This is a genomic window from Planomicrobium soli, from assembly GCF_003014655.1.
GTDB classification, from domain to species: Bacteria; Bacillota; Bacilli; order Bacillales_A; family Planococcaceae; genus Planococcus; species Planococcus soli_B.
This window is the reverse complement of record NZ_PYAT01000011.1, coordinates 35,455-61,042: the sequence shown is the minus strand read 5'-3', so window position 1 is coordinate 61,042 and position 25,588 is coordinate 35,455. Positions and strand designations below refer to the sequence as shown.

At 41.5% G+C, this 25,588-nt stretch carries 27 protein-coding genes and 1 riboswitch; of the genes, 19 read left to right on the top strand and 8 right to left on the bottom strand.

Translation table 11 applies throughout. The features are described 5' to 3' along the window. The first annotated feature begins 7 nt into the window (after positions 1-7). The 7 genes from B0H99_RS13735 (at position 8) to B0H99_RS13705 (ending at position 6,866) form a co-directional block, all read left to right on the top strand. Positions 8-337, top strand: coding sequence for a hypothetical protein (locus B0H99_RS13735; RefSeq protein ID WP_106534260.1), 330 nt, complete (start codon positions 8-10; stop codon positions 335-337). 121 nt (positions 338-458) lie between these two features. Beyond that, positions 459-1,130, top strand: coding sequence for a hypothetical protein (locus tag B0H99_RS13730; RefSeq protein WP_106534259.1), 672 nt, complete (start codon positions 459-461; stop codon positions 1,128-1,130). Positions 1,131-1,226: 96 nt separating this feature from the next. After that, a complete protein-coding gene (locus B0H99_RS13725) occupies positions 1,227-2,213 on the top strand; it encodes a LacI family DNA-binding transcriptional regulator (RefSeq protein WP_106534258.1) in 987 nt (328 codons plus the stop codon). 85 nt (positions 2,214-2,298) lie between these two features. Then, a complete protein-coding gene (hisD, locus tag B0H99_RS13720; protein ID WP_106534257.1) occupies positions 2,299-3,594 on the top strand; it encodes a histidinol dehydrogenase in 1,296 nt (431 codons plus the stop codon). A gap of 156 nt (positions 3,595-3,750) precedes the next feature. Continuing rightward, positions 3,751-5,073 carry a GntP family permease gene (locus tag B0H99_RS13715; RefSeq protein WP_106534256.1) on the top strand — a complete coding sequence of 441 codons (1,323 nt, stop codon included), beginning with the start codon at positions 3,751-3,753 and terminating at the stop codon, positions 5,071-5,073. A gap of 81 nt (positions 5,074-5,154) precedes the next feature. Continuing rightward, entirely contained in the window at positions 5,155-6,105 is a 951-nt protein-coding gene (locus B0H99_RS13710) for a 3-hydroxyacyl-CoA dehydrogenase family protein (RefSeq protein WP_106534255.1), read from the top strand. Continuing rightward, a complete protein-coding gene (locus B0H99_RS13705) occupies positions 6,105-6,866 on the top strand; it encodes an SDR family NAD(P)-dependent oxidoreductase (protein WP_106534289.1) in 762 nt (253 codons plus the stop codon). Before B0H99_RS13710 ends, B0H99_RS13705 begins: the two co-directional genes overlap by 1 nt. Before the next feature lie 516 nt (positions 6,867-7,382). Here B0H99_RS13705 and B0H99_RS13700 read toward each other — a convergent pair. The 3 genes from B0H99_RS13700 to B0H99_RS13690 form a co-directional block, all read right to left on the bottom strand. Beyond that, positions 7,383-8,489, bottom strand: coding sequence for a 5-methyltetrahydropteroyltriglutamate--homocysteine S-methyltransferase (locus B0H99_RS13700; RefSeq protein WP_106534254.1), 1,107 nt, complete (start codon positions 8,487-8,489; stop codon positions 7,383-7,385). Between the two features lie 88 nt (positions 8,490-8,577). Then, positions 8,578-8,681, bottom strand: a riboswitch (SAM riboswitch). A 166-nt stretch (positions 8,682-8,847) separates the two neighbouring features. After that, complete coding sequence (locus B0H99_RS13695; RefSeq protein ID WP_106534253.1) at positions 8,848-9,210, bottom strand: GNAT family N-acetyltransferase; 363 nt, start codon at positions 9,208-9,210, stop codon at positions 8,848-8,850. Positions 9,211-9,315: 105 nt separating this feature from the next. After that, complete coding sequence (locus B0H99_RS13690; RefSeq protein WP_106534252.1) at positions 9,316-9,744, bottom strand: hypothetical protein; 429 nt, start codon at positions 9,742-9,744, stop codon at positions 9,316-9,318. Between the two features lie 581 nt (positions 9,745-10,325). On the opposite strand from B0H99_RS13690, the gene B0H99_RS13680 reads away from it, so the two are divergent. Next, positions 10,326-11,333: an LLM class flavin-dependent oxidoreductase gene (locus B0H99_RS13680; RefSeq protein WP_106534251.1), complete on the top strand. Its 1,008-nt coding sequence runs from the start codon at positions 10,326-10,328 to the stop codon at positions 11,331-11,333. An 81-nt stretch (positions 11,334-11,414) separates the two neighbouring features. Here B0H99_RS13680 and B0H99_RS17875 read toward each other — a convergent pair whose 3' ends face one another. The 5 genes from B0H99_RS17875 to B0H99_RS13660 form a co-directional block, all read right to left on the bottom strand. Then, positions 11,415-11,585, bottom strand: coding sequence for a hypothetical protein (locus tag B0H99_RS17875; RefSeq protein ID WP_181313675.1), 171 nt, complete (start codon positions 11,583-11,585; stop codon positions 11,415-11,417). A gap of 319 nt (positions 11,586-11,904) precedes the next feature. Next, on the bottom strand, positions 11,905-12,627 hold the full coding sequence (locus B0H99_RS13675) for an amino acid ABC transporter ATP-binding protein (RefSeq protein WP_106534250.1): 723 nt from the start codon (positions 12,625-12,627) through the stop codon (positions 11,905-11,907). Next, positions 12,620-13,279 (bottom strand): amino acid ABC transporter permease, encoded by a 660-nt coding sequence (locus B0H99_RS13670; protein WP_106534249.1) that lies wholly within the window; start codon positions 13,277-13,279, stop codon positions 12,620-12,622. The genes B0H99_RS13675 and B0H99_RS13670 overlap by 8 nt, the downstream gene beginning before the upstream one ends. A 33-nt stretch (positions 13,280-13,312) precedes the next feature. Next, entirely contained in the window at positions 13,313-14,107 is a 795-nt protein-coding gene (locus tag B0H99_RS13665) for a transporter substrate-binding domain-containing protein (RefSeq protein WP_106534248.1), read from the bottom strand. 500 nt (positions 14,108-14,607) lie between these two features. Beyond that, entirely contained in the window at positions 14,608-15,267 is a 660-nt protein-coding gene (locus B0H99_RS13660) for an HAD family hydrolase (RefSeq protein WP_106534247.1), read from the bottom strand. 157 nt (positions 15,268-15,424) lie between these two features. Here B0H99_RS13660 and B0H99_RS13655 point away from each other — a divergent pair, with 157 nt between their 5' ends. The 11 genes from B0H99_RS13655 to B0H99_RS13605 all read left to right on the top strand — a co-directional run bounded on the left by B0H99_RS13655 (position 15,425) and on the right by B0H99_RS13605 (position 25,475). Further along, positions 15,425-15,715, top strand: a complete 291-nt coding sequence (locus B0H99_RS13655) for a hypothetical protein (protein ID WP_106534246.1) — start codon at positions 15,425-15,427, stop codon at positions 15,713-15,715. 224 nt (positions 15,716-15,939) lie between these two features. Then, a complete protein-coding gene (locus B0H99_RS13650; RefSeq protein WP_106534245.1) occupies positions 15,940-16,944 on the top strand; it encodes a LacI family DNA-binding transcriptional regulator in 1,005 nt (334 codons plus the stop codon). A 20-nt stretch (positions 16,945-16,964) separates the two neighbouring features. Continuing rightward, positions 16,965-17,921 (top strand): sugar kinase, encoded by a 957-nt coding sequence (locus tag B0H99_RS13645; protein WP_106534244.1) that lies wholly within the window; start codon positions 16,965-16,967, stop codon positions 17,919-17,921. A gap of 68 nt (positions 17,922-17,989) precedes the next feature. Continuing rightward, a complete protein-coding gene (allD, locus tag B0H99_RS13640) occupies positions 17,990-19,000 on the top strand; it encodes an ureidoglycolate dehydrogenase (RefSeq protein ID WP_106534243.1) in 1,011 nt (336 codons plus the stop codon). Between the two features lie 50 nt (positions 19,001-19,050). Continuing rightward, complete coding sequence (locus B0H99_RS13635) at positions 19,051-20,055, top strand: TRAP transporter substrate-binding protein (protein WP_106534242.1); 1,005 nt, start codon at positions 19,051-19,053, stop codon at positions 20,053-20,055. A 66-nt stretch (positions 20,056-20,121) separates the two neighbouring features. After that, complete coding sequence (locus tag B0H99_RS13630) at positions 20,122-20,619, top strand: TRAP transporter small permease (protein ID WP_106534241.1); 498 nt, start codon at positions 20,122-20,124, stop codon at positions 20,617-20,619. Continuing rightward, a complete protein-coding gene (locus tag B0H99_RS13625; RefSeq protein ID WP_106534240.1) occupies positions 20,619-21,890 on the top strand; it encodes a TRAP transporter large permease in 1,272 nt (423 codons plus the stop codon). Before B0H99_RS13630 ends, B0H99_RS13625 begins: the two co-directional genes overlap by 1 nt. Before the next feature lie 12 nt (positions 21,891-21,902). Then, complete coding sequence (locus tag B0H99_RS13620; protein ID WP_106534239.1) at positions 21,903-22,922, top strand: zinc-binding alcohol dehydrogenase family protein; 1,020 nt, start codon at positions 21,903-21,905, stop codon at positions 22,920-22,922. Between the two features lie 11 nt (positions 22,923-22,933). Beyond that, the gene (locus B0H99_RS13615; RefSeq protein WP_106534238.1) at positions 22,934-23,554 is read left to right on the top strand and encodes a bifunctional 2-keto-4-hydroxyglutarate aldolase/2-keto-3-deoxy-6-phosphogluconate aldolase; all 621 of its coding nucleotides are present in this window, start codon (positions 22,934-22,936) and stop codon (positions 23,552-23,554) included. 14 nt (positions 23,555-23,568) lie between these two features. Beyond that, a complete protein-coding gene (gene uxuA, locus B0H99_RS13610; protein ID WP_106534237.1) occupies positions 23,569-24,627 on the top strand; it encodes a mannonate dehydratase in 1,059 nt (352 codons plus the stop codon). Positions 24,628-24,638: 11 nt separating this feature from the next. Next, a complete protein-coding gene (locus B0H99_RS13605; RefSeq protein WP_106534236.1) occupies positions 24,639-25,475 on the top strand; it encodes an SDR family oxidoreductase in 837 nt (278 codons plus the stop codon). Positions 25,476-25,588: the final 113 nt, after the last annotated feature.

Genomic DNA, 25,588 nt, shown 5'->3' with positions numbered 1-25,588 from the left:
GATAACTGTGGATATTCAGGCGAAAAGGGATTTGTTAAAAGATAAATTTGGGAATTACTATATTGTTTCCAATGCGACCGGGGATGAACTGACAGTAGTCAATGTAGCGGTATACTATGCCTTTAAACACATGTTGGATGAATCATTGATTACGAAAGTAAACGAAAAGTATCCGAATAAGGTGGCAATCGGTAAGTACTTAGCCGACTTGGCCGAGGAACATATTGAACGACTTGAAAGCCCTGAAAGTGAAGGGCGTATTTATGACTTTAAAGAAGTGCAAAAACATTATAAATTGCATGTGAAACCCATTTATGATAAATCTCTGCATATGTAAAAAAGCTTGGCGCAAAGGTGAAATGCCTTTGGCGCCTAGCTTTTTTATTTCTTTAATTTAATTTTTTTATGAAACTCCCATTCCCTATATACGTCTAATTTGAAAAAGGAGCGGAGAAAAAATGAAACGTTCAGTGAAGGCACTCATTTTAGTCGTCGTCTTGTTTCTGAGTGCTTTTGCCGCTATGCCCTCCGGGACGTCAACGGCAAAAGCAGATGTTTCTAAAGCAGCAGTCCAGCCAACAGGCAATGATGTAGGTCTCTTAGCCAAGAAATCGCACCGCTTACAAGCTTATGACTTTTTTATGGCAGATGGAACAACGGCACATTTTGAAGGCAAAGGAAACGAATATGCTGATCTTACCGTTCGAACAAAATACTTGAAAGACAATCATGTGGCGCTTTACGAAGACAATGGCGGAACTGTAGTATTGCGTGTTTATCGCTTGAGCAAAAACCGGATTGAACTGGTTAAATGGGAAGCCGAATTCTACAAAGAATATAATCCTACATTAAAACAGTTGCGAGCGTTAAAACCAATTTCCGTCTATATGAAGTTTCCGATCAAAAAAGGGGACATAGTAGATGGCCGTAAAATCGTAAGTACAAATGCCACTGTTACGACTCCATACAAAAAATTCAAAAAGGCGATTGTTTTTGAAAGTAAAAGTAAAGACGGAGCCGTCAACAGAACCTATTTTGTAAAAGGCTTCGGTGAAGTGAAACGGGAGTTCATCTTGAAACAAGGGAAAGATACCTTTAAAGTAACTTCGAGCTTGAAGTCAATCAAATAACAAAAGGGGAAATGGCCCGCGCGTTAGCGCGGGTTTACTTTGTGCTTTAAAATAGTGTACGCTATTGGCAATAAGATTGGTAAAGGATTGAGAAAAATGAAACAAACAATCACTGCAAAAGATGTTGCGAAACTTGCGGGTGTTTCCCAATCATCTGTTTCTAGAGTGTACTTTGAAGGTGCAAGAGTTTCTGCTAAGACACGTGAAAAGGTGTTGGCGGCTGCAAAAGAATTAGATTACCGTCCTAATGAATTTGCGCGAAGCCTGATCACAAACCGTACGAAAATAATTGGCTTAGTGATGAAAGGAATACAAAATCCGTTTTATCCTCAAGTGCTGAAACAATTTACGATGGCTTTTAAACAACATGGCTTTAGTGTGTTGTTTGTCCATACGAACAACGACGAGCTTCAAAGTGATGATATTGAGACATTGCTGAATTATAACGTAGCGGGAGTTGTCATTACAGATGCTACCATGTCATTAAAAGTGGCGGAAACTTTTAAACAAAACAAAATACCATTGGTCTTTTTCAATAGGAAACTGGAAAACAGTGATTTTTATTCTGTTTGCTGCAATAATCGTACAGCAAGCCAGCAAATCGCAAAATATCTTCTTTCCAAAGGGGCTACAGAATTAGCTTATATTGCCGGTAACAGCAATACATCTACCAGTCTGGAGCGGGAAAAAGGTTTTTATGAAATCTTGGAGCAGAACCAAGTAACTTTCAGTAAATATTCTTCCGATTACACATACGAAGGAGGTTATCAAATTGCCAATGAAATGGTAGATGAAAAACAGTTGCCTTCCGCTATTTTTGTGGCGAACGATATTATGGCACTCGGCGTAATTGACGCCATGCGCGAACATGCTCTGAAAATTCCGGAAGACTTGAAAATTATCGGTTTTGATAATATCGAAATGGCATCCTGGCCCGCATATCAACTAACAACTTGGGAGCAGCCGATTGAAAAGATGGTAGAAGCTACAGTAGAATATTTGCTTAATGAAATCAATGATTATACGGGCTTTGCGAAAACTATTGAAATTGAAGGGGTATTAATCGAACGTAAAACAACATAAAAAGGTTGACTTTAAAAAATAATTAGAATATTCTTTGTGTTAGAAAGATTTTTTGCATACGTATTCAAAAAACGGAGGGATATATATGGTAAAAGTATTGAAGGCTGGAAAATCACAAGAAGAAGTAAGCGCGAATGATTTAAAAGTATCACAAATTGTTGCAGATGCACTTAAGGATGTTGAAACGAGAGGCGATCAGGCTGTCCGTGAATTGTCCGAGAAATTTGATAAATGGGCTCCGGAAGCGTTTCGTTTAACAGATTCGCAAATAAATGAAATCGTTTCCAAAGTTCCAAATGAGGTGATTGAAGACATCAAATTTGCCCAGAACAATATTCGTAAATTTGCAGAAGCCCAGCTTGCTTCGTTAAGTGATGTAGAAGTGGAACATATACCAGGAGTGATTCTTGGCCATAAAAATATCCCGGTAAACAGTGTCGGCTGTTATATTCCTGGAGGGCGTTATCCGATGGTGGCATCCGCACATATGAGTGTATTGACTGCTAAAGTTGCAGGTGTTAAACGTGTAATCGCTTGCACTCCTCCGATTAACGGAGAAATTCCAAATGCTACAATTGCTGCTATGTCGTTGGCTGGCGCAGATGAAATTTATTTGCTTGGAGGAATTCAAGCTATGGCAGCAATGGCCATTGGAACAGAAACGATTGAATCGGTTGATATGATTGTCGGGCCAGGAAATGCGTTTGTAGCAGAAGCGAAACGACAACTTTACGGACGTGTCGGCATTGACCTATTTGCAGGTCCGACCGAAACCCTAGTGGTGGCTGACCATACAGCAGATGCCGAGATGATTGCGACGGATCTGCTTGGACAAGGAGAACACGGGCCAACGTCACCAGGGGCTTTGATTACGACTTCGGAGCAACTGGCTGAAGAAACAGTAAAAGAAATCGAACGTCAACTGGAAACACTTCCAACTGCTGATGTTGCCCGTGTATCCTGGAACGACTACGGCCAAATTTTATTGGTGGATTCTATCGAAGAAGCTCGTGTAGAAGCGGACCGTTTAGCATTTGAACATGTGGAGATTTTGACAGAAAATCCGGATTACTTTCTTGAAAACATGACAAATTACGGTTGTTTGTTTTTAGGGCCAGAAACCAATGTTGCTTATGGTGATAAAGTTATTGGCACAAACCACACATTGCCGACAAAGGGTGCCGCGCGTTACACAGGCGGCCTCTGGGTAGGGAAATTCATAAAAACTGTCACTTATCAAAAAGTGACGACTCCGGAAGCAAGTGCATATATTGGGGAATACGCCGCACGCCTCTGCCAGTTGGAAAACTTTGCTGGGCATGCCGAACAAGCGCTTTTGCGTGTGAGACGCTATGGTAACAAACAAACGACAACGAAATAAAATGGAGATGGAACAGTAGAAGCGTGGGCTCTCTACTGTTCCATCTAATACATAGACTCCGGTCTAATGCTGAAAAGTAAGCGTTTTCTTCTAAGGTAAGGCTTATTTGCCTTAAAGGTGGAAATTTAAATCATGAGGGATTTAGGGGGGGATTTCATGTTAGGCTTGATTGGATTGTTTGGTGGATTGGCATTATTGATTTATTTGACAATGAGAGGGATGAACCTCTTGATTGCTGCCCCGCTCACTGCCTTGTTAGTTGCGGTTTTTAACGGGTTGCCGATTTTTCCGCAATTGGCAGCTGAAGGAGCGCCAAATTATTTAACAAATTATATGACTGGTTTTACGGGCTTTATCGCATCATGGTATTTGATGTTTTTAACTGGTGCAATCTTCGGTAAGGTGATGGAAGACAGTGGGGCAGCTGACAGTGTGTCGAAATGGATTGTCGGCAAAATCGGCATGAAACGGGCTGCTTTAGCTGTGGTGATCGCTTGTGCGGTATTGACTTATGGAGGAGTTAGTTTGTTTGTAGTAGCTTTTTCGGTTTATCCGATGGCGCTTAGCTTGTTCAAGCAGGCAGACCTTCCGAGAAGATTCATTCCGGCAGCACTTGCGTTCGGTTCCACCACATTCACGATGACTTCAGCAGGGTCTCCTGAAATTCAAAACTGGATTCCGATTGAATTTTTAGGGACATCGCCGTACGCTGGCTGGGAAGTAAGTGCAATTGTAGCCGTCTTCATGATGGTTTTCGGTTACTGGTGGTTAAAGAAAATGATCAATAAAGCAATGGCAAAAGGCGAACACTTTGTTGCAAGAGATACAGATGTTACAGGAGAAGTTCGCAAGGAATTGCCGAATCCGCTCCTTAGCATGATACCGTTGCTAGTGGTTCTAATTATTTCATTCATTTTCCATGATTCTCTTGGAACATCGGCGCTGATTATTGCATTGAGCGGAGGTATCCTTGCCACTTATTTGATCAATAGAAGATTTTTCCGCAACATCGGAAATGCATTCGGTGAAGGAGCTTTAGGAGCAGTCATCGCTATTGCAAACACGGCTGCAGTTGTCGGCTTTGGAGGAGTCGTTAGAGCAACTCCTGCATTTGAATCGGCAGTAGGAGTAATGACAGGAATTCCAGGGAGCCCACTGATCGGAGGCGCATTGGCTGTCGCAATCATCGCCGGTCTTACAGGGTCTTCTTCAGGAGGGCAGGCAATTGCCTTGCCGCTTTTAGCGCCCCATTATCTTGATATGGGAGTAAACGCAGAAGCGTTGCATAGAACCGTTTCAATTTCATCCGGGTCGCTGGATTCCTTGCCGCAAGGCGGCTATGTGGTCACGACCATTCGCTCTATTGCTGGAGAAACGCATAAAGATGCCTATCCTGCATTTGGGGCCATGACTGTTGTTGTTCCGCTTATCGGAGCAGTTATCGCAGTAATCCTGTTTTCAATCGGTTTAGGACTATAAGAAAAAACAAACCCAACAAACTTTACTTTATCGTTTGTTGGGTATTTTATTAGGCATTCTAACTTGGGAGAGGTGTAGTTTATGGAAAACATTTCGATTATCGGTGCTGGAACAATGGGCCATTCGATTGCGTTATCGGCGGCATGGGCAGGGAAACAAGTGAAAGTTTACGGGATAAATGATCAGGATCTTATTAATGCTAATAAAGGCTTAATCAACAAACTTAAAGTCATGGTGGATAATGGCTTATTTCATGCTAGTGAAGCAGAGCAAATTCGGGGAAACATCCGGTTCTCTACTAATCTTGAAGAGACGATTGCCAACGCTTCATTTATCATTGAAGTAATTCCAGAAGTACTTGAAATAAAGCGGGAAATGTATCGGAAAATCGAAAATTTGATTGGTGAAGAGGTCGTCATAGCGAGCAATACATCCGGCTTCAAGCCAAGCTTGCTGGCAGAAGGGATGGCACATCCTAATCGCTTTGTCGTAACACATTTCTGGAACCCGGCGCATTTAATCCCATTGGTAGAGGTCGTAAAAGGAAAACTCACGGATGAAGAAACCGTTCAGCGTGCGATGCAAGTACTGACCGAAATGAAGAAAAAGCCGATTTTATTGAATAAAGAAATTCCAGGTTTTATCGGGAACCGGCTTCAATATGCATTGTTCCGTGAAGCGCAGGCGCTGCTTGATGCTGGCGCGGCGACAAAAGAAGACATTGATGCGGCGGTTACATACAGCATTGGCCGGCGTTTGCCGGTTACAGGTCCTTTAATGACCGCAGATATGGGCGGCTTGGACATTTTCTCAGCTATTTCAAATTACTTGTTTGAAGATTTAAGCACCGATCAGCGGTCAGGAAAAACATTGACGCGATTAGTTGAGGAGAAGAAATTAGGCGATAAAAGCGGTGAAGGATTCTACGAGTGGGAACCATCAGTTTCTGAGCAATGGAATGCTGAACGAGAGCACACATTGATCCATTTTTTGAAAAATGATTTAAAAGCAGAAAGAGAGGGCACAGAATGATGGCATACTTTACTGAACTGGCACAAAAGACCGTTATTGTAACTGGCGGAAGCAAAGGCATCGGCAAAGACATTGCTTTGACGTTTGCACAGCTTGGCGCTAACGTAGTGATTTCCGGTCGTAACGAAGCGAAGCTGAATGAAGCTTTGTTGGAATTGAAGAAATTCAATGGCAACTGCATCGCTGTTGCAGGAGATTTAAGCGATATAGAGAAAGTGAAGCAACTGATTGATTTAGCAGCTTCTACTTTCGGCACGATTGATGTGCTTGTTAACAATGCCGGTGTCAATATCGCAAAACCGGCGATGGAAGTAACGGAAGAAGATTGGGATACGGTCCTGGATTTGAATTTAAAGAGCGTGTTTTTCGCAAGCCAGGCAGCTGCAAAATACATGCTCCGCCAAAAAAGCGGCCGCATTATCAATATCGCTTCGCAGATGGCATTTGTCGGCTATGTTAAACGTGCCGCCTATTGCTCGAGTAAAGGCGGCCTGGTTCAGCTGACAAAAGCCTTAGCTGTAGAATGGGCGAAAGAAGGGATTCGGGTTAATGCTGTAGCGCCAACGTTCATAGAAACCGAACTAACATCGAAAATGTTTGAAGATGCCGAATTTAAAAAAGATGTTGAAAACCGGATTTTACTTAATGGTTTGTCGCAGCCGCGTGATATTTCAGGTGCTGTTTTATACTTGGCTTCTGACCTGGCTAACTTCGTAACTGGAGAAACAATTAAAGTTGATGGCGGTTGGACAGCAATATAATAGAAGAAAAGTGAAATTAGTTGATTACGAAATAGCCAGTAGAACATTAATGAACAGCCTTTTAAAAAACACTGAAAATTCTTAAGGTTTTGTAAACATTCTTTTCTTTCTATCCTTTTTCGGTATAATTGAAAGATACGAAAAGGGAGATGAGGTAATGTATAATTTGCAAAATGACACTTCACAGCTGATTTACAAGTCACAAGACCTGAAACTTCGTTATGATTTCATTATTCCGCCGCCTTTCTGCGAATGCAAGATGCATCCAAGAGAGATCAGATCAATAAGTTAAGTATGTAATATAAGCTTTATAGCAATACAGATTGCGTTGGAGTTCAGCTAAAACAATGTTGTGAGCAATCCTGCTTCTTGTTACCAGAAAACAGAAATAAAAAACAGGGCTGTCATATAAGTGCTAACTTAAAAGCCCGTGAAGAAAAAGCACTGCTTTTCTTCACGGGCTTTTGAATTTTTTAGAAAGAATAGATAGGAGATTAGAAGAGTTTCACCTTTTCTTTAGTCGTTTAAAATTTCATGGGAAAGCTCGACGATGTATTTCAATTTGTTCCACTGCTGCTCTTCAGTCAAAAGGTTGCCATGGTGTGTCGAAGCAAATCCGCATTGCGGTGAAAGACAAATCTGCTCAAGCGGCACATATTGGCTTGCTTCTTTAACACGAGATTTAATTAGTTCTTTGTCTTCTAATTCGCCGTGTTTTGAAGTAAAGACTCCGAGCACAACTTTAGCGCCGCCTTTAGGAACATGTTCAAGCGGCTGAAAGCTGCCAGAACGCTCGTCATCATACTCAAGAAAGAAGCCGTCCACATTTTCTTTTGCAAATAAAGTCGGTGCAATCAAAGCATAGCTGCCTTCAAAAGCCCAGTCAGACTGATAGTTGCCGCGACAGAGATGCGTGGTCACGCTTAAGTCTTCAGGTTTTCCTTCCAATACGCCATTTGCTACGCGCAATGCCAAGTCAATCAAATATTCACGAGGATACTGCTTGTCGTTGAAAGGAATATCCGGCGAGGAAAGCCCGGCAATGTAGACATCATCCAGTTGAATATAGCGTGCGCCTGCATCATAAAAAGTTTGGATTGCATCACGGTAAGCTTGGATTACGTCTTGTGCATACACCTCAATATCAGGATATAAGTTGACATCCCGGATACCTTCGTTGAAGAACTGGTTAGGGCTTGGAATTGTCAACTTTGCTACAGCCCGGCCAGCGACAATCTCATTGAATTCAATAAAATCTTTAACGAAAGGATGGTCTGAGCTAAAAGAAATTTTTCCGATATTCCGTACATCGTATGCTTCAGTTTCGACATTTTTGAATCTATAACCGTGATCGGGAGTATAACCCTCAAAGCCGTTAATATGTGCCATGAAATCTGTATGCCAAAAAGTCCGGCGGAATTCACCGTCTGTTACAGCTTGAAGGCCGACTTCAATTTGTTTGTCAACGATCCGTTTGATTTCTGTTGTTTCCACTTCGTGCAATTGCTCTGCTGTAATAGTACCTTCTTTGAATTCCTTCCGGGCTTTATGTATTGAATCTGGGCGGAGCAGACTTCCTACGTGATCTGCTTTGAATGGTGCTTGTGTGGCAATGACTGTCATGAATGATTCCTACTTTCTTTTTTGTATTTAGACAAAATAAAACAGGGGCTTTCTCCAAAAGAAGAAAGCCCCTGTACAGGTAAGCATCTTCTCATCTTTTAGGCGTAAACCTATTGGAATTAGCACCGTGCCTTTAATGGCTGGTTGCTGAGACTTCGCAGGGCCAAATCCCTCCGTCTCTCTTGATAAGAAATAAGCTATTAAATTGTCTGTGGTTAATATGATTAAGCTTACAGTATTTTGAAGTAAAGCGCAACAGTAAAATTTTAAATAGTGAAAAAACTGGCTTTTGAATAATAATGTAACAAAAAACAGAAAAAGGCCACCAGTTTAAATAGCGCCTTTTCAAAAATATAGATTATATTACTGCAAGCTTTGCTTCGGAACATTTCTCCAAGAAAGCTTCTGTGAATGCTGTACCGTGCATTTCCAGGTCTGGTATCAGTTGCTGAACTTTTTCGACCATTGCATGCCCAATGCCTTCGCCATGAAACGATGGATTTACTGAAATATGCTGAAGCGTATAATGTCCCTCTGCCAATTCAATACCGACTAAGCCCACAAAAGCCTCTCCTTCTTTCCAAAGGAATAAATGCCAGTTTGAATTGGTTTGATATATATTCATTGTTTCTTTCAATTTTTTTAGTTCTCGCTCTTCAGGCATAAAAGACAACAGCCCCATTGCGATTTTTTCACATGATTTCTTATATCGTACTAACATAAATGAACTTTCATCTCCATCTCAAGAGGTATCTTTCCACTGTCTTTATAACCAATACAGACTATTCCCGAATCTGTAAGTTTTAAACGTATAAAAAAGAAAAAATTAATAAACCCATATACTTTGATTGTCCAGTGGTTCGATCGTTTTAAAAGCTGCTGAAAGCCGGGCGGCAAAATGTTCAGGTGGCTCCAGTGTTTCAATGTAATAAGAGATAAGGCGGTGATTTGCCAGCAATTTTTGGCAGCTATCAGCCGGTAATGGAATGGCATGCTCCTTTAATGTAAAGGAAAAAGCAGGAAATTCTTCTGGAAGGAGTAGAATTTCAGCTTTGTTGCATGCATTGCCGTTGTCAGCCAATTGTTTAAAAGAAATAGCTAATTCCAGTGTGCAAATATAAGACGCCTTATTAGTTAAAATACTAAATGTCCGATTTTTTTTTATTTGGCATTCATAAGCTACCAAGTCAAAGTTTGCTTTCATCAAAGCAGCAACTTTTTGGGCTGTTTGTGCAAATCGTTCTTTTTCCGACATGTCTTTTTTCTCCTTCCAGTATGTTTAGACACGGGATTGTTCTTCGACAGTCAACTGAACAGACTGGCAGAAAGGGCATTTCTTATAGGATTCATGTTTTTCTAGCTGTTTAATATATTTCTCGCAATCGATAAACTCTCTTTCGCTTGCTGGTGTGCCTAAAAATCCACAGCGATCCCCGGCATGCTGCTTTTTATGAATCCGTTTATTTTTGTGGTCTACAAAATAGTTCAGAAGGATCGCATCCTTTCTTAAAATAAGTAATAAAAGCCGAAAAGATATCCAGCTTGTTGGATTCTTTTCGGCTTTGCTAGCAGCACTACTGTCTGTAACATTTAACCAAAGACTATAGGTAAAGTTTAATGAGATGAACTATTCATGTCTTTAATGAATTTTGAATAAGAATGGAAACACTTTTGTTTCCCGAATAACTATAGCTTAATTGATTTTTACTAAAAAGTATATAAAAATGTCTAAGTTTTGTAAAAGTTTTAAAAATACAGTTAATTTTAAGCCTTAAGCAGAATCCATGTATTAAAATGGAAAACTCGATACAATGGAAGGGATAAGGAGTGAAGAAAATGCAATTAAAGAAATTTGAACATATACCGTTATCGGTTCTTGATTTGGCTCCGGTAAATGAAGGAAGCGATACAGCACAATCGTTTAAAAACAGTGCAGAACTTGCGCAGCATGTAGAAAAATGGGGATTTAATCGCTACTGGCTTGCTGAACATCATAATATGCCGGGTATTGGCAGTTCTGCAACGTCAGTTTTGATCGGTTATATAGCAGGTGCTACAGAAACGATCCGTGTCGGCTCAGGTGGTATTATGCTGCCGAACCATGCACCATTAGTCATTGCCGAACAGTTCGGTACGCTCGAAACTCTTTATCCAGGAAGAATCGACTTAGGGCTTGGGCGTGCTCCCGGAAGCGATCAGGCAACCGCCTATGCATTGCGCAGAACGCTTCAAAGCAGCGGGGATGATTTTCCAGAACAAGTAGCAGAACTTGAAGAATACTTTTCCGACAACACTTTGGCACGCGTCCGGGCATATCCTGGAGCCGGCTTGAAGATTCCGCTCTGGCTTCTTGGATCAAGTGGATTCAGCGCACAGCTTGCAGCTTTTAAAGGGCTGCCGTTTTCTTTCGCAAGCCACTTTGCCCCGGATTACACAATGCAGGCGCTGCAACTTTATCATCAAAATTTCAAGTCATCTGCAGTTTTGAAAGAGCCGTACGCAATGGTCGGTGTCAACGTTATTGCAGCGGATACGCAAGAACGTGCTGAATGGTTGGCAACTTCACAACAACAGCAGATGTTTGCGCTTATGCGTGGTATGCCGACTATGTTGAAAGCGCCGATTGATCGATTGGAAGATGTGTGGTCTGACCGAGAAATTGCGATGTTCCACGAAAAACTCGATACAGAATCGATGATTGTCGGAACACCGGATGTAGTCCGAGAAAAATTGAGAAACTTCATCTTGAAAACGAGAGCAAATGAAGTGATTATTAACTCCCAAATTTTTCATCAAGAAGACCGGTTGCGCTCCTATGAGATTGTTGCCGAATTAATGGAATAACAGAAAAAGCCTTCGTTCCATGGAATGAAGGCTTTTTAATGAAAAGCACCTCCCAAAAATGGGAGGTGGTTAAAATAGGTGCTAGTGTAAATCTTTTGCCTTGGCTTCTTCACGTATAACTTCTTCTAATAAATCATCTTCTTCGACAGCTGCATATTCTGGCCCGCCTTCACCGATCATATTGAGAGCAGCAATAAAATCTTCGTCTAGTTGCAGGACAACTTCTTTTGGAAACGCACGAACGCGATCCATGATCGATAACCTCCTTGTTTAACTTAAGCAGCTATGCAGAAGAAAGACAATCTCTATCTATCTTTATTATACAGAAAATTCGTTCTTCTTTAAAGGATCAGTACTTATCAGACTAAAAAAAATTAAAAGTTAATCTACTGTTTAAGCAGTTGGAATTCGCGCTTTTCTAAGCTGCTTGTGCCGTGGCTGAACTGAAAGCGGAAGAAGTAAAGCTGCCAATTTATGCTTGAACTCAAATAAGTGATGGCACAATGAGAAGCTGACAGCCTTTCTTTAAACAAAGATACCCCGTTAAAGAGGATTCTTTAACGGGGTATCTTTACAGTACTTTTTCTAAAAAGTCTCTAGCACGATCGGTTTTCGGGCTGCTAAAGAAATCAGCCGGATTGCCTTCCTCGACCAATATGCCATGGTCAAGAAACAATACACGGTCCGCCACTTCGCGCGCAAAGCCCATTTCATGCGTCACAACTGCCATTGTCATGCCGGATTTTGCCAGATCTTTCATAACGTCGAGCACTTCTTTAACCATTTCAGGGTCGAGTGCTGAAGTAGGTTCATCAAAAAGCATTAATTCCGGTTCCATGGCTAAAGCGCGCGCGATGGCGACACGCTGTTTCTGGCCTCCTGACAAACTGCTAGGGAAGGCTTTTTCCTTAGGCGCCAAACCGACGCGTTTCAGCAACGCGCGGGCTTTGTCTTCGGCAACAGCCCTTTTCTCGCCTTTTACTTTGATTGGTGCGTATGTCAAGTTTTCAAGAACCGTCATATGCGGGAACAGGTGAAAATGCTGAAACACCATCCCGATCTGCTGGCGAATTTTTTGGTTGTTTTTATTAGACTCCATTAAATTTTGCCCGCTGATCAGGATCGTTCCAGATGTCGGGGTTTCAAGTAGATTCAAGCAGCGCAGAAATGTGGATTTCCCTGAGCCGGAAGGTCCGATGATCGAAACCACCTGGCCTTTTTTAATTTCTGTAGTGATGTTTTTTAATACTTCATGATTGCCAAAGCTTTTGTGCAGCTTCTCTACCTTAATCACTTTTTTTCAGCCTCCGTTCGAACATTCTTCCTATCACTGTTAATCCCATGACAAGGCACCAGTAGATGATGCCGACAAACAGCAATGGCTCGAAATTGCGGAATAGATCAGCCCCGACGACTTGCGCACGGCGCATCAAATCCAAATAACCAATTGTAGATACAATTGCGGATTCTTTTGTCAATGTAATAAATTCATTCATCAATGCAGGCAAAATGTTTTTTAATGCCTGTGGCAAAATGATATCTTTCATTGTCTGTCTGTAGGGAATCCCAAGAGCATGAGCGGCTTCCATCTGTCCTTTATCCACTGCCTGGATTCCGGCGCGGATAATTTCGGAAATGTAAGCCGATGAATTTAATCCGAAAGCCAAGATGGCTGATAAGAACGGAGAAATGTCATATCCAGTTAATTGCGGGATAGAGTAATAAATAATCATCAATTGCAAAATGAGCGGAGTTCCTCTAAATACGGAAGTATACGCATCTGCCAGCCACCTTAACGGTTTGATGTGGCTGATTTTACAAAGCGCCAAAAGAGTCCCGAAGATGGACCCCAAAATGATGGCGAAGAAAACGAATTTTAATGTGACCCAGATCCCTTCAAGCATGAAAGGGATATAGGGTACTATTTGCGAGAAATCCAAATTCATAGCTTACATCTCTTTTCCAAAGATTAGTTGTACTTAATCAGTCAATTCTTCTGATAACCATTTGTCTTTCAATTCTTGGAGCTTGCCGCTTGCTTCCGCTTCTTCCAAAACTTTGTTGACGTCATCCACAAGCTCGCTGCCTTTAGGGAAGGCAACCGCCATGCCCGGAGAACTTGTTGTCGGGTCATCAAAATGGGCCAGGTCTTGTGCTTCGGTGTAACCCAGTCCAGCTGCTTTGTCCATATAAACCGCATCTACACGGTTGCTTAGAAGTTCTTGGATTAACGCCCCTGACTCGTCGAGAGCCTTGATCTCAAAATTGATGCCTTCATCTGTTTTGATTTGGTTTGCGCCTTCCTCTTGGATTGAACCAAGCTGAACACCAAGTGTCTTGCCTTCCAAGTCTTCCAATGATTTAATCGGTGAATCTTTTTTTGTAATGAAAATTTCGCCTGAATGGTTGTATTCGATTGAGAAGTCGACATTCTTTTTCCGTTCTTCTGTAGCAGACATACCGGAAAGAACCATATCAACGCGGTTGTTTTGAAGCGCACCTATCAGACCGTCAAATTTCATATCGTTAATTTTTAATTCATAGCCTAATTCATCAGCAATATGATTGGCAAGGTCGATGTCAAAACCGATAAAATCACCTTGAGGATTGCGTGATTCAAAAGGGGCGAAGTCCGCTGAAGTACCCATTTCCAACACTTTGTCTTCCGAAGAGCTGCCTGAGCTTGATTGGTCTTCAGAACCGCCACCGCCGCAAGCACCTAAAAATAAAGCCAGTGAAGCACACATTGCTATAAAAGTATTCTTCTTTTTCATTTGTTTTTCCCCCAATAAAATGTTTTTTGGATATTTATTCGTTAAAGTGAATTTTAACAGATGTAATTTTGTTTGTGAAGATTAATACGGCTGTTAAATAAAATTTATCTATTTCAATTATTCCGGCTATGAAAAGATTGAATAGTAATTGTAAAAGAATAAGTAGCTTTAAAGGCGGAGGAGGGAGACTAGAACCGATAAAATCAGGGCAGTAGATTTTAAATTTTCAATGCCAGATTCTTGAACGTGATTTTTTGGCTTTGCCTATACCGAAAATGGTAGATTGACCAATAATGAACCAGTTATCTGCAAAGTTTTCAAATAGTACTGATGCATACTTATGCACTACTAATATGTACGTTAATTAGCAATTGGCGATTCAACATGGACAGATCATAAACCGGTCACATAGCAATTTGGCTTAAACTATAAAAATTCGAAGAAGTATTTAAAGGGTAGAAAAAAGAGGACACTGCAGATGCAGTGCCCTCTTATTAACTTTATATAATTTCCCAGTTCCGCTGCTTTGCTATAGTCAACAGCCGAGCTTCAGGTTGGACAGCTACAGGATTGCCCACCATTTCTAAAACCGGCAAATCGGAATGGCTATCGCCATATGCGTAGCTGTTAGTCCAATCAATATCATGCCCTTTTAGCGCTTCTTTGATCTTTTCTGTTTTTAGAGGCCCTTGGATGTGTGAAATAGGCGCCTTATGGTCCAAAATGTTATTTTTATAGGGAATTTCAGTGCCGATAATCGTTTTGATTGGCATTTTGTGAGTGACTGCATGTAGGAGCGGCGTAAAAGCCCCTGACACCAGCATCACGTAATCATTGTCGGCAACATGCTGTTTGAGTCTTGCAACAACACGCTGGTTCATGTCCCCATGCATCTTTTCAGCGATTTCACCGAAAAAGTTTTCAAGATCCCTTTGCGAAAATGTTTCAAGAGCAGCTAGATAGGCTTGAACTGAACGCTCCCGCATTTTCTTTTCGGGATAAAGTTTCAGTTTGCTGCCGATGTAAGGCGGCAATATGGTCCGGAAAAATTGGCGATAGCGCCTGCTGTGCTCCGGATGGTTCTTCAGGTGGTCCATCATTAACTGAAAAGTTTCTTTTGAATATAACGTTCCATCAAAATCAAATATTGCGACGCGCATCCTGATCACTCCGGTTCTATATGTTTTACTAGTATCATCTTACCGAAAAAAGGCCAGGCCATCTAGCTTCTTCTGTCTTTGGATCCAGGTTTATCCAGCTTCCGCCTTTGGGTATAGAAAAGAAAATTAGTAAGTAGCGGAACTGGGAGGCAAAAACATGCACAAACAACGAATTACAGTAGGGTATGTAGAGTTGACAGAAGAAGAAAGTGATCGACTTTTTCAAGAAGTACAAAAAGACAAAGAAGTTGAAAATTACAGCGAACTTCAGATTTTGATGAATGACTTCGATTCCCGGATTGTTGAACCTGAATTCAAGCCGCTAGCAGATGTTTTGGCTGAAGAAGCGCCTGAAGAAGTAGGGGGTCCGGCAGAACGTTATATCGAAATTTTCAACAAGCTGGAAAATGACTCGCGTTATCGCATCAAGTCATCTATCCAAGATTAATCAAACCCGTTCGAGCTTATGCTCGAACGGGTTTTTGCTGCCAATGGAAATATGACGTTTTAGAAAAACTGATAGCCGTTTAGATAAGAGCGGTATAAAAAGATGAAAGAAATAAAATTTTTGTTAAAAATCAGATTATTGTAATAATTTATTGACAATAAAAAATCTTTCATTTAAGCTTGCACTAAACCGATTTACTAAACCGGTTTATGTGAGGGGAATACATGAAAAAAGTTACTATGCGAGATGTAGCACTAAAAGCTGGAGTATCAAAAAGCACAGTCTCACAATTTATCAACAATCGGTATGAATTTATGGGTGTTTCGACCAAGCAGAGAATCGAGGAAGCGATTAAAGAACTGGGCTATATCCCAAATCATGTCGCGAAAAGCTTAAAACAGAAAAGGTCGGGAACTATTGGTGTAATTGTCGCGAATATTCTGCATACATTCTCTACAGAAATCATCCGAGCCATAGAAGATGTCTGTGAAAAAAATGGTTTTCATTTGTTCGTTTGTAATGCGGACGATCAGCCAGAAAAAGAACGCCTTTACATTAATATGTTGCTTGCAAAGCAAGTAGACGGTTTGATTATCTTCCCTACAAACGGCAACTTGGAATACTATAAACAACTGAAGAGAGAAGAGTTTCCAATAGTTTTTGTTGATCGTATTATAGGTGAACCGATTTATCCGATGTTATTGCTTGATAATGTAAGCGCTTCAAAAATGGCTGTTGAGAAATTGGTGGAAAAAGGACGGGAAAAAATCGGTTTAGTATCTACTTCCATAGCTCAAAAAGTAACACCGCGAGTTGAACGGATAAACGGTTTCAAGAATGCAATAATGCAAAATGGACTTGTACATGAAGAGGGGTGGATAGTTGCAGAAGAACGTCATTTAATTGAAAAAAAATTACAAGAATTATGGGGAACGAATAATCGTCCAGATGCTTTTTTTGCCACTAATGATTTGGCGTTGATTGAATTATTAAAGTTTGTTAAAAGAAATGACCTTGCTATTCCAAAAGATATTAGCATTATCGCAATAGATGATTCGCCTTTTCTTGAAATCGCTACCACTCCGATTTCAGTCATAAAACAACCGACTTTTGATATGGGAAAAGATGCAGCTGAATTATTGCTTCAAATGATCGTAAACCAAAAAGTAAATGAGTTCTACATTGAGCGCAGATATTTACCCGTCTTAATAGAGCGGCAGTCAATTTAGATTCATTGGAGGGGAAGAATTTGTCAAAAGAACTTGGCGTATTAACAATTGGGGATGCAATGATCACGATGAATCCTAAAACAACAGGTCCATTGCGCTATGTTGACCAATTCGAACGAAAAGTTGGAGGAGCTGAATTAAATTTCGCAATTGGCTGCGCGCGCCTGGGGTTGAAAATCAAGTGGATTAGCTGCCTTGGAAAAGACGAATTTGGGAAAGTGATTTATAACTTTGCACGCGGCGAAGGTATTGATGTTTCTGCAGTCAATTTTATTGAAGGCATCCCAACATCTTTGAACTTTAAAGAAATACATGCAAGCGGAGCTGGAAAAACTTTTTATTATCGCAATCCATCTCCTATCATGGAACTTAAAATAGATGATATTTCTGAAGCGATGTTCGAAGGCATTAATGTAGTGCATTTAACTGGTGTTTACTTGGCAATTGGTGAAGAAAACTTGCTAGTTGCACAAAAAATAATCAACCTTGCAAAGCAAAAAGGGGTTCTTGTTTCTTTTGATCCGAACATCAGGCTCAAGCTGTGGAGCATTGAAAAAGCTAGAAAAGTTTATGAAACAGTATTTCCGGAAGTCGACATTTTATTGACAGGACTAGACGAAATCCAGCTAATTTCTGAAAAGCAAACGATTGAAGATTTAGTGGAATATGTAGAAAAATTTGGCATCCGCGATTTTGTCGTTAAGGACGGCGAGAAAGGTTCAAAGTTATATAGAGATGGACGCTGGACTGAATCACCAGGGTTTGAAGTAACACCAATCGATACAGTCGGAGCAGGAGATGGTTTTGATGCAGGATATGTTTATGGGATATTGAATAATTTGAACGAAACAGACTTGCTCCGTTTTGCCAACGGTGTCGGAGCACTTGTAACTACGGTAACCGGCGATAATGAAGGACTCCCGTCTTTGGAAGAGGTCATGGACTTTATTGACAATAAAAAAGTAGTGGAACGGTAAGAGTAAGGTGCATGTGCTGCGATTTGTTGAAAATGAAAAGGAGAACAACTTAGAGTAGGGGAGAAGCCATGACTACAGTTGTAGTACCTTTTGAAGAAGTTCAATATTTAGTTGAAACAAAACTCAAAAATAATGGAGTCAGTGCTGAACATGCTATCAAAGTGGCTCAAATTTTAATTCATGCCGATTTACGGGGAGTAAACTCACATGGTGCCCTACGGACAGAGCATTATATTAATCGGCTCGAAGCAGGAGGAATAAACCCGGAACCAGAAATTACCTTTTCGCAAACTGGACCGGTGACCGGTGTTGTTGATGGCGATGATGGGTTTGGACACGTAATTGCAGATGCCGCAATGCACCACGCTATCGAAATGGCGAAAGAGAATGGCGTCGGAATGGTAACTGCCATAAATAGCAGCCACTGCGGTGCACTCAGCTACTTTGTTGAAGATGCAACAAAACACGATTTGATCGGTATAGCGATGACCCATACTGACAAAATTGTTGTCCCATTCGGTGGTAAGGAAGCTTTTCTTGGGACAAATCCAATTGCATATGGAGTTCCGGCAAAATCGGAAAAACCGGTTATCTTAGATATGGCAACATCAAATGTAGCATTAGGGAAAGTTTTGCAACACAAAGCAGAAGGCAAGGAAATCCCTATAGGCTGGGGAGTGGATAAAGATGGAAATTCCGTAAAAAATCCATCTAAAGTTGTTTCTCTATTGCCATTTGGAGGCCCAAAAGGATCGGGATTGTCAATGATTGTCGATATTTTTTCTGGATTGCTGGCAGGTATGGCATTTGGTCCTCATGTAAATAAAATGTACGAAGACTTGGATAAGAAAAGAAAGTTAGGCCATTACTTCTGCGCCATCAACCCTTCCTTCTTCACAGACCTGGATAGCTTTTTAACTCAAATGGACTCGATGATACAAGAAATACGAGAAGTTCCGCCAGCAGAAGGCTTTTCAAACGTCTTAGTTCCTGGAGAGATTGAACAAAGAAACGAGGAGCGTAATAAGGAAATAGGTGTCCAACTGGCAGTCACTACGTATGAGTATTTAAAATCGTAAGAAGTCAGGAAGAATTAAATACCACACTATTATTTAAAGGGGAGAATAAAATGAAGAAGAAATGGCTAACAGGAATTTTTGCTTCAGTTTTAGTTTTAGGGGCATGCGGATCTAACAACGCTAGTGAAGGGGAAGGCGGTTCTGGATCTGGAGAAACTATTGAGTGGCGATTTGGCCACTTAGCTGATGAAAACCATATTTGGCATCAGACTGCTATGAAATTTGAAGAGCTTGTGGAAACAAATTCAGATGGCCAAATGGAAATCACGATTTATCCAAACAACTCGTTGGGCGGAGAAACTGACACCATCAACTCTATACAAGCCGGATCAGCTGATATGGTTATTTCTGGAGAAACTTTGCAAAATTGGGCTCCGAATGCAGCATTGATGGCAGTCCCTTATGCTTTCCGAGATTTAGATCACGTAAAATCTGTGGTTGAAGGAGAAATAGGTGAACAGATTAAACAAGAAGTTAGTGATAAAGCAGGATTGACTGCTCTTTACTACCATACACGTGCACCGCGTAACTTAACATCAGATAAACCGATTAAATCACCGGCCGATTTAAAAGGCTTCAGTATGCGTGTACCTAACGTACCGTTATTCTTAGATGTTTGGCAAGCGGCTGGTGCAGCTCCGCAAGTAATGGACTTTAATGAAGTATTCACTGGTTTACAGCAAGGTGTTATTGATGGACAGGAAAACCCGGTCGACTTGATTCAAAGCGGCGGTTTGGCTGAAGTTCAAGATTATGTTAACCGCACTGAGCATGTTTACTCTTGGATTTACGTTCTTGTAGGAAATGAGCAATATAATGCACTTTCTGATGAATTGAAACAAGTTGTGCAAGAGGCTGCTGCAGAAGCTCAAACATTGGGTGAAGAACTGTATGAATCTGAAATTTCGAAAATTGAACAGGAATTGATCGATGAAGGGATGGAATTTGTAGATGTCGACCAAGATGCATTCCGTGAAGCGATGACTCCTGCTGTCGAAGAATCTTTATCCCCTGAACAATTGGAGCTGTATCAACAAATTTTAGCTGTGGAATAATACGTGAGCAAGGCACTTTTGCCAAACGGGCAATTGTGCCTTTCCATTAGGAAAGGATGAATTCTGATGTCACTGTTCCGAAAATTGATAGACCGGACGCTCGCTTTCTTGACGATTGCAAGCTTCTCTGGAGTCATCATTATTGTCACTATTCAAATCATCTCGCGTTTCGCTCCATTCTCATTTATCTGGACAGAAGAATTAACGCGCTACTTATTCCTTTACGGCATTAGCTTTGGCGCCCCATTAGCGTTAATGCGTAATGAATTCATCAATGTGGATATGCTCCTCAATAAAATGCCCAACAATTTCAGGAGATACTATGAAGTGCTTATTTATTTAACGATTATATTATTGAGCTTGGTAATAGTTAGAGAAGGATATAACTTTACCTTGCTTGGCAATAATCAGAGATCGGCAACAATGCCATTCCAAATGTCGGTAATCCATGCATCATTGTTGATCTTAGGTGTATTTTTAGTTTTTTATGCGGTTATAAAAATTATCGATCTGTTAAAGAACAAGCAAGATTATAGCCAGAACTACGGAGGTGATGATTACTAATGGCCACTCTGCTATTTGTATCTTTCATAGTCCTTATCTTTTTGGGGGTTCCGGTAGCTTTTAGCTTGGGGCTCGCATCGCTAATTTATCTTTTCCTTGCCGAAATCCCGCTCAATATCATTCCCCAGCGGATGTTCGGCGGCTTGAATTCATTTGTTCTGCTTTGTATCCCTGGGTTTATCCTGGCCGGTAACTTGATGAATGCAGGCGGAATCACAGAACGCATTATTAAATTTGCCAATGATCTTTTTGGACACGTTCGAGGCGGTCTTGGACTAGCAAACGTAGGGGCATCTATGGGGTTTGCAGGGATCTCTGGAACTGCACTTGCGGATACTGCAAGCATTGGATCAATTCTGATACCAGCAATGAAGAAGGAAGGATACGGAGCCGGTTTTTCGGCCGCTGTAACGGCAAGTTCTTCTACTGTAGGACCCATTATTCCGCCTTCTTTGCCGATGATTATCGTAGGTACACTTGCTTCTTTATCAATCGGGGATTTATTTTTGGCTGGAGCAGTTCCTGGAATTCTTTTAGGATTAGGTTTGATGATTCCAACATACATCATTTCGGTTAAACGGAATTATCCGAAAGGCGAACGTCAATCGGTAAAAACTATTTGGAAAAGTTTTATCGGAGCCTTTTGGGCAATTTTAATGACATTTATTATTCTTTATGGAATTTTAGGAGGTTTATTTACCCCGACTGAAGCATCAATTGTTGCCGTTCTTTACGCTTTTGTCATTGGTATATTTGTTTATAAAGAATTACCGGTTAAAAAGATTCCAGAAATTATGTTGTCATCTATGACAGCAACTGCTTCTATTATGCTATTAGTGGGATTTGCGAATCTTTTCGGCTGGATTATGGTGCGTGAACAAATTCCGCAATTAGTGGCAGAATCTATCTTAGGCATTTCGACAAATGCCATTATTGTCATTCTTTTGATTAACCTGCTTTTGCTGTTTGTAGGAACATTCATGGAAACAATTGCCGCTCTAGTCATCTTGTTCCCAGTACTTCTTCCGGTTGCAATTACAGTGGGAATGGACCCAATCCAATTCGGGGTCATGATGGTTCTGAATTTAGTTATTGGACTGGTTACACCACCAGTCGGTGTTTGTCTCTTTGTCGCTTCTCAAATTGGCAGAGTTTCTATTGCAAAAACAGCGAGAGAACTTGTCCCATTCTTGGGCGTAAGTTTAGTTGTTTTACTATTGGTTGCATTTATCCCGCAAGTGACATTATTCTTGCCGAGCCTATTTGAATAAGGAGGTCATTTGATGAAAGCTGTCCAAGTTCCCACTGCGCATGAATTGAAAATTATTGAACAGGAACGCCCTATGATCCAAACAAATGATGAAGTACTAGTAAAGATTAAGCGTGTAGGAATTTGCGGTTCTGATATGCACATTTACCACGGTACAAACCCGCTGGCTACCTACCCAAGAATTGTCGGGCACGAAGTAGCTGGAGAAGTAGTTGAAGTTGGAAGTGCAGTAGAAAGCCTGCAAGTAGGGGATCATGTAGTTGTGGAACCGATCAATTACTGTGGCGAATGTTATGCGTGCCGCAAAGGCCGGCCAAATGTTTGTGAAAAACTGTCGGTATTTGGTGTCCACGAAGATGGAGGCATGCGAGAGTATGCAGTGCTTCCTGAGAAACAGCTTCATGCAGTGAATAAAGAGTTGAGCTGGGATGAAATAGTTTTGGCAGAACCTTATTCAATCGGTGCTCAAGCGGTATGGCGCGGCAACGTAGAAGCTGGCGATACGGTATTGATTCAAGGTTGCGGTCCAATCGGCATTTGCATTTTAAAGCTTGCTAAAATTGCCGGCGCAACAGTTTATATGACTGATTTGAGTGAAGAGCGCATGGCTTTTGCAAAAGAAAGTGGTGCGGATGTGGTCATCGATGCCGGCAAAGATTCTGTAAAGGACCGGATTTTTGAACTGACAAATGGGGAAGGCCCGAACGTCGTTATTGACGCAGTGGGCCTGCCAGCTACTGTAGAATTAAGCATCGATTTGGTTTCGCCTGCTGGTTATGTGGTGGTTCTTGGATTTGATGAACGCCCATCGTCAATTCCGCAGTTACCGATTACAAAGAAAGAAGTTACGATTGTTGGTTCGAGGCTCCAAACCAACCAATTTGGAAAAGTAGTGGAATTGTTGAATAGTGGAGAGCTAAAGTCAGACGGCCTTACTACTCATAAGTTTGCGCTGGCTGATGTGCAGGAAGCTTTCACATTTGTTGAAAAAAATCCGGACAAAGTGCGTAAAGCATTGGTTGTCTTTGACTAAGGGGCGAATACATGCTACCAAAAATGGAAATTTACCAGAAATTACTTGATTCGAAAATCGTTGCAGTTATCCGGGGGAAAGATGCGGAAGAAGCATTATCTATCACAGAAGCTGCTGTTGCCGGAGGCCTTGAAGCGATTGAGCTGACGTATACTACGCCGAATGTTGCGCGTGTGTTTGAAAAACTGGCCGGTTCAAATGCATTAATTGGGGCTGGAACGGTTCTGGATGCAGAGACGGCGCGCCACGCGTTATTGCACGGTGCCCAATTCATTGTCAGTCCGCACTTTGACCCTGCAATTGCCATCTTATGCAACCGCTACAACACGCCATATCTTCCGGGGTGCATGACGATTAAAGAAATGGTGCAAGCTAGCGAATGGGGCTGTGATATTCTGAAATTGTTCCCGGCAAATGGCTTTAAGCCTTCATTTATCGGTTCAGTCAACGGGCCGCTTCCGAATATACGCATCATGCCAACAGGCGGCATCAATATCAATAATATGAATGACTGGTTAGATGCCGGAGCAGTGGCTGTCGGCATCGGCAGCGATTTGACAAAGACATACCGCGTATCAGGTGAAGAAGCCGTCAGCCAATTAGTTAAAGAATATCTCAGTAAACTAACTTAAAAAGGAGCGGTCGAATGAATATCACATTTCGCTGGTACGGGCGCGGAAATGACAGTGTCCAACTAGAACAAATCAAGCAAATTCCAGGAACCAAAGGGATTGTTTGGGCGCTTCACCAAAAACCTGCTGGAGAAATCTGGTCAAAAGAAGATATTCGGTCTGAAGTGGAACATATCCGTTCATACGGTTTCCATACAGACGTTGTAGAAAGTGTCAATGTACACGAATCGATCAAGTTAGGCAATGATGAACGAGACCGCTATATTGAAAATTACAAGGAAACCATCTGCAATCTAGGCGAAGCAGGGGTAAAAGTGATTTGCTATAACTTCATGCCGATCTTTGACTGGACGCGAACTTCTTTGTATCATCCATTGTCAGACGGCTCGACTGCGCTGTTTTTTGAAAAACAGAAAATCGAGTCCTTGGATCCTTTAGAATTAATCGAAACTGTCGCTTCTTCTTCTGATATGACGTTGCCTGGATGGGAGCCTGAAAAAATGGCTCGCATCCAGGAGTTGTTCGCTGCTTATGAAGGAATGGACGAGGAGCAACTATGGGAAAATCTTGCTTATTTCTTAAAAGCAATCCTTCCGACAGCAGAAGCAAGCGGCATCCAAATGGCCATTCATCCGGATGATCCGCCTTGGTCAATTTTTGGTTTGCCGCGGATTATGACAGGTGAAAAGAGCTGGGAAAGGCTAATCGCCATTTCTGATTCACCTTCAAACGGGATTACGTTCTGTACTGGTTCAATGGGCGCTAATCCTGAAAATAATATGGTAGACCTTGCTGCAAAATATGCCAAGCATTCACCCTTCGCCCATCTTCGCAATGTGAAAATTTTCGATAATGGAGATTTCATCGAGACTTCTCATTACACGCAAGATGGATCCATTGATTTGAATGGAGTAGTCAAAGAGCTTGCTAAGCAAAATTACACAGGGTATGCACGGCCGGATCATGGCCGCCATATTTGGGACGAGCAATGCAGGCCCGGTTATGGACTTTATGATCGTGCGCTCGGAATAATGTACCTATTAGGGCTGTGGGATGCCCATCAATCAAAATAAAGGAGGATTTTATGTTTTCTTCTCATGAAAATCTTGCAGGGCGAGTAGCTGTCATTACGGGTGGAAGCGGTGTGTTGTGCTCTGAAATGGCAAGGCAGCTAGCCGTACAAGGCGTAAAAGTCGCTATTTTGAACCGTACGGAAGAAAAAGGGAAAGACGTAGCAGAAGAAATTCAGGCGCAAGGTGGAGAAGCTATAGCAGTTGCCGCTGATGTATTAGACCGCGGTTCTTTGGAGCGTGCAAAAGACCGGATATTAGAAGCTTACGGACAAATCGATATCTTAATCAATGGAGCAGGCGGAAATCATCCGGATGCCATTACGGACACCGAAATCCATGACGGCGAAGCGCAAGGAAAATCATTTTTCGATTTACAAGAAGATGGATTTTCCCGAGTATTTGCAAGCAACTTCACTGGATCTTTCCTTGCCAGCCAAGTGTTCGGAAAAGAACTATTAAAGAGGGACGCTCCTGTAATTTTAAATATATCTTCCATGAGTGCATTTTCTCCAATGACAAAAGTGCCAGCTTATAGTGCTGCCAAATCGGCTATAAATAATTTCACCATGTGGATGGCTGTTCATTTTGCAGAACAAAACCTGCGTGTAAACGCAATTGCGCCAGGATTTTTCTTAACAGCTCAAAACAAAGATCTGCTGACCAAACCAGATGGTTCTCTTACGCCAAGATCTGAAAAAATCATGGCCAGTACACCTATGAAGCGGTTTGGTAAACCGGTTGATTTAGTTGGCACTATGCTCTGGCTTCTGGATGAAGAATATTCTCAATTTGTAACGGGTGTTACAGTACCTGTTGATGGAGGATTTCTCGCTTATTCAGGGGTATAGTAGCGGAACAACTTTAGATGCGTAACATATCGAAAAACAATAAAGGCTGCTTGAATCCGAATGGTTTTGGATTCAGGCAGCCTTTTTTAGAGCACGTACTAACTGAATGGGCA